The 5,550-nt window shown below is 45.3% G+C and carries 9 protein-coding genes and 1 pseudogene; 1 reads left to right on the top strand and 9 read right to left on the bottom strand.

From position 1 onward, the window contains the following. Nucleotides 1-163, top strand: a pseudogene (locus E0E29_RS18930) (recombinase family protein); the annotation flags it as partial. 493 nt (nt 164-656) lie between these two features. On the opposite strand, the gene E0E29_RS17280 reads toward E0E29_RS18930, so the two are convergent. The 9 genes from E0E29_RS17280 to E0E29_RS19355 form a co-directional block, all read right to left on the bottom strand. Next, the gene (locus tag E0E29_RS17280) at nt 657-1,454 is read right to left on the bottom strand and encodes a glycoside hydrolase family 191 protein (protein WP_130850990.1); all 798 of its coding nucleotides are present in this window, start codon (nt 1,452-1,454) and stop codon (nt 657-659) included. Nucleotides 1,455-1,468: 14 nt separating this feature from the next. Further along, nucleotides 1,469-2,182 carry a CPBP family glutamic-type intramembrane protease gene (locus E0E29_RS17275; RefSeq protein WP_130850989.1) on the bottom strand — a complete coding sequence of 238 codons (714 nt, stop codon included), beginning with the start codon at nt 2,180-2,182 and terminating at the stop codon, nt 1,469-1,471. Nucleotides 2,183-2,194: 12 nt separating this feature from the next. Beyond that, a complete protein-coding gene (locus E0E29_RS17270) occupies nt 2,195-2,944 on the bottom strand; it encodes a CPBP family intramembrane glutamic endopeptidase (RefSeq protein ID WP_130850988.1) in 750 nt (249 codons plus the stop codon). Between the two features lie 18 nt (nt 2,945-2,962). Next, a complete protein-coding gene (locus E0E29_RS17265) occupies nt 2,963-3,388 on the bottom strand; it encodes a hypothetical protein (RefSeq protein WP_130850987.1) in 426 nt (141 codons plus the stop codon). Nucleotides 3,389-3,394: 6 nt separating this feature from the next. Further along, nucleotides 3,395-3,700 carry a VOC family protein gene (locus E0E29_RS17260; protein ID WP_165449968.1) on the bottom strand — a complete coding sequence of 102 codons (306 nt, stop codon included), beginning with the start codon at nt 3,698-3,700 and terminating at the stop codon, nt 3,395-3,397. 22 nt (nt 3,701-3,722) lie between these two features. Then, a complete protein-coding gene (locus E0E29_RS17255; protein WP_130850985.1) occupies nt 3,723-4,217 on the bottom strand; it encodes a hypothetical protein in 495 nt (164 codons plus the stop codon). Between the two features lie 348 nt (nt 4,218-4,565). Then, nucleotides 4,566-4,970: a mannose-1-phosphate guanylyltransferase gene (locus E0E29_RS17250; RefSeq protein ID WP_130850984.1), complete on the bottom strand. Its 405-nt coding sequence runs from the start codon at nt 4,968-4,970 to the stop codon at nt 4,566-4,568. 39 nt (nt 4,971-5,009) lie between these two features. Continuing rightward, nucleotides 5,010-5,240 carry a PF20097 family protein gene (locus E0E29_RS17245; protein WP_130850983.1) on the bottom strand — a complete coding sequence of 77 codons (231 nt, stop codon included), beginning with the start codon at nt 5,238-5,240 and terminating at the stop codon, nt 5,010-5,012. A 198-nt stretch (nt 5,241-5,438) separates the two neighbouring features. After that, the coding region (locus tag E0E29_RS19355) for an IS3 family transposase (RefSeq protein ID WP_165449967.1) at nt 5,439-5,550 on the bottom strand (112 nt) is incomplete at its 5' end.

The following is a 5,550-nucleotide window of genomic DNA, read 5'->3' as shown; positions in this document are numbered from 1 at the left end:
CCATGAAGCATTGATCCCCTCGGACACATGGCTGAAATGCCGGAAAAAGCTCATGGCAAATACCACCTTCCAGCAGGGGCGGAAACCGAAAAACACTTGGCTGGCCGGAAAAATCAAATGCGGGCATTGTGGGTATGCGCTGAAAGCCACCCATGTACCAAACAGCACAGGCTAGGCTGCTCCCGCAAGTTCTGTTCCATAATATTGGATAGAAATATATCCTTCGAGATATTCAAGCCTACCCCGAGAATTCTGTATTTCTGATATAGAGCAGTCAGCTATATGGATAAATTCTCCTTCATGTTCATAAAAAACAAAAGTATCGGTAGTAATCATTTAACCGCATCATGCCTTTCACTCATGTTGTGCTGTATGGTACTGAAGCTATTTTCATTGGTGGTACTTGAAAGAATAAAGTTCACCTCATAGCCACATCTGCTCGTGATTTTATTCTTTTACTTAGGGAAGAACTGAACAATGTGTCCCTTGTCTACTGTTAATTGGTAAGCGCTTCCTTTGTGGGTGCCGTGCAAAGTCGCACGGCCATTTGTACCTATCTTGACCAATGTCTCTCTATTATCCTTCATAATAGCCATCGCAGCTTCGGTAATACTTGCTACAGTATCATTTTTATTAAAAAATGTTTACCAACCTGCTTACCGCAGCTCTATCCCGTCCGCATTGTACCAGAGAAAACCGTTCTCTGAACAATATGCGTCTATCCGCTTTGAGAGGGCGCGATCCGCCCTGTATTCCAGCAGGTAAACGGACAGACCATGTTCTTTTGCTTTAGAAAGATACTCCTGAAAATACTCTGTTTCTTCTTCCGCCTGCTGCCCGTAGGTTTGATTTGTAAAGTCTATCTTGGTAAATACTGTTTCCTGATTGGTTCCATCGAACAGTGACAAGGCTGTGTTTTCTTCCATGCACCTTGAAACAAAAGGATCGCCCCCGTTTATTATGAGCGGCAGTCCATAGCTTTTCAGACCCTTCATGATCGTACAAAGCCCTTGAAAAACATCATCTTCCGGGAAATGATAATAGACATCGGCATTGTCAAGGAAGAATCCGTCCAATCCCATAGCCGCATAGTCTTTCCCAAGCTCATCAATGACAAAGCTCTGCCATAAAGGAGAAGTTACGTCGATCCATCGTTCATCCAGCCAGTTCTCATAGATACCAAGGGACAAATCCCGAAAGCGATCATAATAAGGGCGGTATTCCTCGACAGCTCCGACATTGAGGTAGCCGTAAACCGTTTTCCTCTCTGCGTGCAGCTTCCCAATCTGTTCAGAGGAAAACGCAGAGGGCTCAATGATGACGATGCTGTACCTGTCCAGCTTATGTATTTCTTCACTGTCGATCCCGATGAAGACGCCATATTCTTTAGGCTGCCTGCTGCATCCGGCAAGCGATATAGTCAAACAGAGAATGATAAATAAAATCTTTTTCATATTGCTTCCATGCGTTACATCCAAAAGTATGAAAGGACCCCCAGACCGAATATGTCTCCTATCGCATGAGCGATAAAGAAGGGCAATAGGTTCCTGTCCTTTGACCGGCGGTACATCAGATACATAAATATGCCGAACAGCAGCCCGATCCCAAGAGCCGAAATCATTCCCTGATAGGTGTGGAAGCTGACCCGTATCAGCAGAGAGAACGGAAGAGCCCATTTCAGGTGTTCCTTTCTCACCGCGAGACAGATACCAAGGAAATAGATCTCCTCATATACGCCGTTGAGCAGGGCGTATATCACACTGGATACCGTTTCACTTCCGAAGAAAGCACCAATCGGCCCCGGAAACGGGAGGAGGCCCGTCAGCGGATTGGTGAACATGAAATATATATCAAGGAGAAGTGCTGCGGCAAGGAAGATTAGAACGCCACCAGCGACGGCTTTTATGTTGAAGCGTATCGTCCATACTTTGAAATCGAAGCGGCGCAGCCACAGATACAGCAGGGCAAGGAGCAGAAGTCCCGCCTGCAACGCCAGCGCTCCGTAGTTGTCCGTTGCAGAAAAAGTAAGGTTGTCATCAACGGTTGACGCGCCCTGTATCAGCGCGATATATGATGCGGTTGAGGTATAGATGCCCTCGCCCCACAGAATCAGGGTAAGGACGAGAATATCAAACCATTTCAGATGGTTGATTTTTTCTTTGTTTTGACGGTTGAGTAGCAAATGATAATCCTCCTATGTACGTTCTGCTGAGGCGTCTTGCCTCCATTTTCTGGCCAACAGCACCAGCATGATGACGATCTCCGCAGCCTGTAAAATACCCATCAGAACTGCATAGACTGGAATCTGTTTTGTCGCTCCGCTGAACAGGATATAGTCCCATAAAAAGTGCATAATGATCAGAAGATAGATGTTCCGGGTATAATCAAACATAAGCACATAGAACAGTCCGGCGACAAAGGTTGCCGCAAGCTGCATGAGAACCTGCGGTGCCGGCGATCCTCCCAAAATGTTGACTGCATGAAGAAGGCTAAAGCATACGGCAGAGATCAGAAGCGCTTTTTTGAACCCCCGCTCCTGAAACAGCCCGAGCAGCCGGATAAAAAGAATCCTGCGGAACATGGTTTCTTCCGCTACGCCGACAAGCAGCGTTACGGCAAGCGGAGCTATAAACGCATACGTAAAGCTGCCGTTTGTCAGCAGATAGTACAGCGTCAGTGCCGCAAGAGGCAGGAATATAACCAGAAACAATGGCAGCCTGCCGCGCTCCTTCCACGGAAGGGTAAGCCTTTCTCTTTGGATAAACAGGCAGATCATAGTACCGGCTGCCAGTGCCGCAAGGAACGGAAGCATTGCGTTTATATACCCATCCCCGCCATACTCTATGTGATAGAACTGATATACGATGTAATTGGAAAGCCCCATCCCCAAAGTATACAGAAGAGGCCATAATATTATTGTTAAGATTTCTTTTTTGCGATTCATAAAACGATTTCCCTCATGTCAATTTCTTTTCACTCGCTTTGCTTCGACAGCACAATATACTATATAAACGATTGCAATAATTGCTATTATCGAAAGCGCGGCCATGTTGGATAGCTGCTCTATACGTACGCCATAGGTTGGAGCCAAAAATAGAGTTGTAAAGGGAACGAGCATCGGAAGATCAATATCAAATATGTTTACAGTAAGGGTGAGCAAAGCCGTTAATAAAACAAGTCCCCAGAATACGAGAGAAGCCAGGAATCCCCGATATGCGTTATATCGCTTCATTGCCGGTATGAAACAAATCCAGAAAGCAAAATAGAGCAAAGAAATGGTGACATTCATACCGGTTGCTGTACTTCCTTGAAGCAGGGAGTTAAAGTTAAGTACAATCGCTAATACCTGAACAAGAAAGGGAGAAATCCCAAATATCGTTTTTTTCATGGCTTTCTATCCCATCTTGTTTTCAAATTCGACCTCGATTCCATTGCCCGCTTCCAGTTCCAGCCGTTCATCGTCGCACAGCTCTTTTATCAGAGTGAAGCGGGCGGGATCGGTGCCGTAAACGACCTTGCTGATCTCTGTAATGCCGTTTGGATGCACAAAGTCCACAGGCTTTGGATCGACAGAAAAATAGGTCATCAGAAAAGGCACATCAAGGGCTGCCGGAGAAGCAATCCGAAACCGTAAGTCTCTGCCGTGGGTATCGATCCTACGGCTCGGCATCCCGCAGCTCTTGATCCCATATTTCTGCAAAATAGCGATTTCCTTTTTTAGATCAGTCTTGCTTTGCTTTAATAGTACCATTCCAATATGCGGGGTGATGCCGCTTAAGAATATGTTTCATAGTTGATTTATCAAGCAGGAAAGTGTATTTTCCAACCACGTATTTCTTGGATACAAACTTGCTTAGCTCGTTGACAACTTTTGCTTTTTCTGCCTTCGTGGCTCCACGCAAACCCTTTAGAATTTTTTCTTTAAGCCCAGGAGTTGACTTCATTGCCGCTTTAAGCAAATCCGGGTCTAACAAATTTTTTCCGGCCTGTCTAACATAGGCGGAAGAGGGAATAACCGGAGCCAAAGCAACTGTATCTAATACAGCCCACCCTAGGTTTGCAAATGATGGCTCCCCAAAAAATTCGGCCCAGCTAGCTCCAGCCATGACCACATCTAATACATTCCAGACGGTACGGGTAAGGCGCTCATTCGGATGTTCAATATAATAAACTGTTCCGAAAGAAGAATTCAACGATGCAACCGTATCATAGGACATTGCCTCATTCGTCGATGCCGCAGATGCAGGTACGTACAATGTGAACAGCATAGACAGCACGAGCAATAATGTTGTAAACCGATGTAGCATTTTTTCATAGAATATCATTCCTTTCAGTATTTTTAGTTTGATAATTTTGAGGCAAGAACAATATCGCACATATTTAGGAATAATGTCTTTACAAAGATCTTCATTGCAATATAACTCCTCATAGTATTTTTGATACTACATGAATCACGGCCATGATTTCATATGAGAAAAGTATAAAACTCAATTCTTATTTTTTACCCTCTCAAGTTCTTAACATTTCTTACTTTTCTGAAAAAGTAGCGGGGCTGATATACATTATCAGCCCCCTACTTCTGCGTTAATACACGTTTTACTATTCAGGAGCTGGCGTACCCGTTCCACCGGGAAGCAGTCCTCCAGTTCCACTACTTCAAACAGGTTGGCCGGGAGTTTGGTTTCCCCAATCAGGGCCAGATACTCCGACACCGCACGGCGGTCAATCAGGATTTTCCCCCGGCCAGCCCAATGACGATTGTTCTCCGCTTTTTTGAGCCCGGAGATCCAGTATTCATCCCCATTTTCTATATCGACATAGTTGGCGCAGTATCCAATGGCCTTTTGAAAGGCGTGGTCGTTAAAGTAAATCGTTTTCCTGCTCTTTGAGGTTTTCACATATCCGATCCAGGCCGGACCGTCATCGGAATAGCCTGTTTTCAGTTCTATATACATCAAATCATGTATCATGGTTATCTCACCGTCCTAACTTTGACTTCCCAGTAATGCTTATTCTTTGCTGTCTATCCACATCAGCACTTTCCTGCATTTCGGACAATGCCATGCGGGATAGTCTAAAACGGTTGCTTCAACGCTGACGGTCTTTTTCGTGAAAAAGCCTTTGATTCCTGTTTTCCGCTTTTCTTCGTTGGAGGTGAACTCATACCAGTGTCCGCCGCCTTGTCCGATGCCTACGACAGTTCCCTGCTCCATTTCCATTCCGCAATCTAAACATTTCATTAGTCAATCCCCCAATAGTTCTCCAGACGCTGACTTTCCGCTCATGCTGCACCCTCCAGCATATTGATAACCGCAAAAGCCAATGCCATGAGAGTACCCAACCCGCTCAGTGCCAAAATAAAAAGGTCTGTCCTCTTTGAACTGCCCCAGATTGTGCGGACAGTACAAAAAAGAGCCCTTAGTAGGAAAGATTAAGTTTTAAGCGGAGAGGCGTCGCGCCAGCGGCGCCTCTCCAGTTTTTAACTGGATGCGCTCATGGTTATAGAAGTAAATATAGCGGTCAATCATCTCATTGGCTTCGGAAAAGGTC

The organism is Intestinimonas timonensis (genome assembly GCF_900626145.1).
GTDB lineage: Bacteria > Bacillota > Clostridia > Oscillospirales > Oscillospiraceae > Intestinimonas > Intestinimonas aquisgranensis.
The sequence above is the reverse complement of the archived record's forward strand: the minus strand, read 5'-3'. Positions and strand labels throughout refer to the sequence as shown.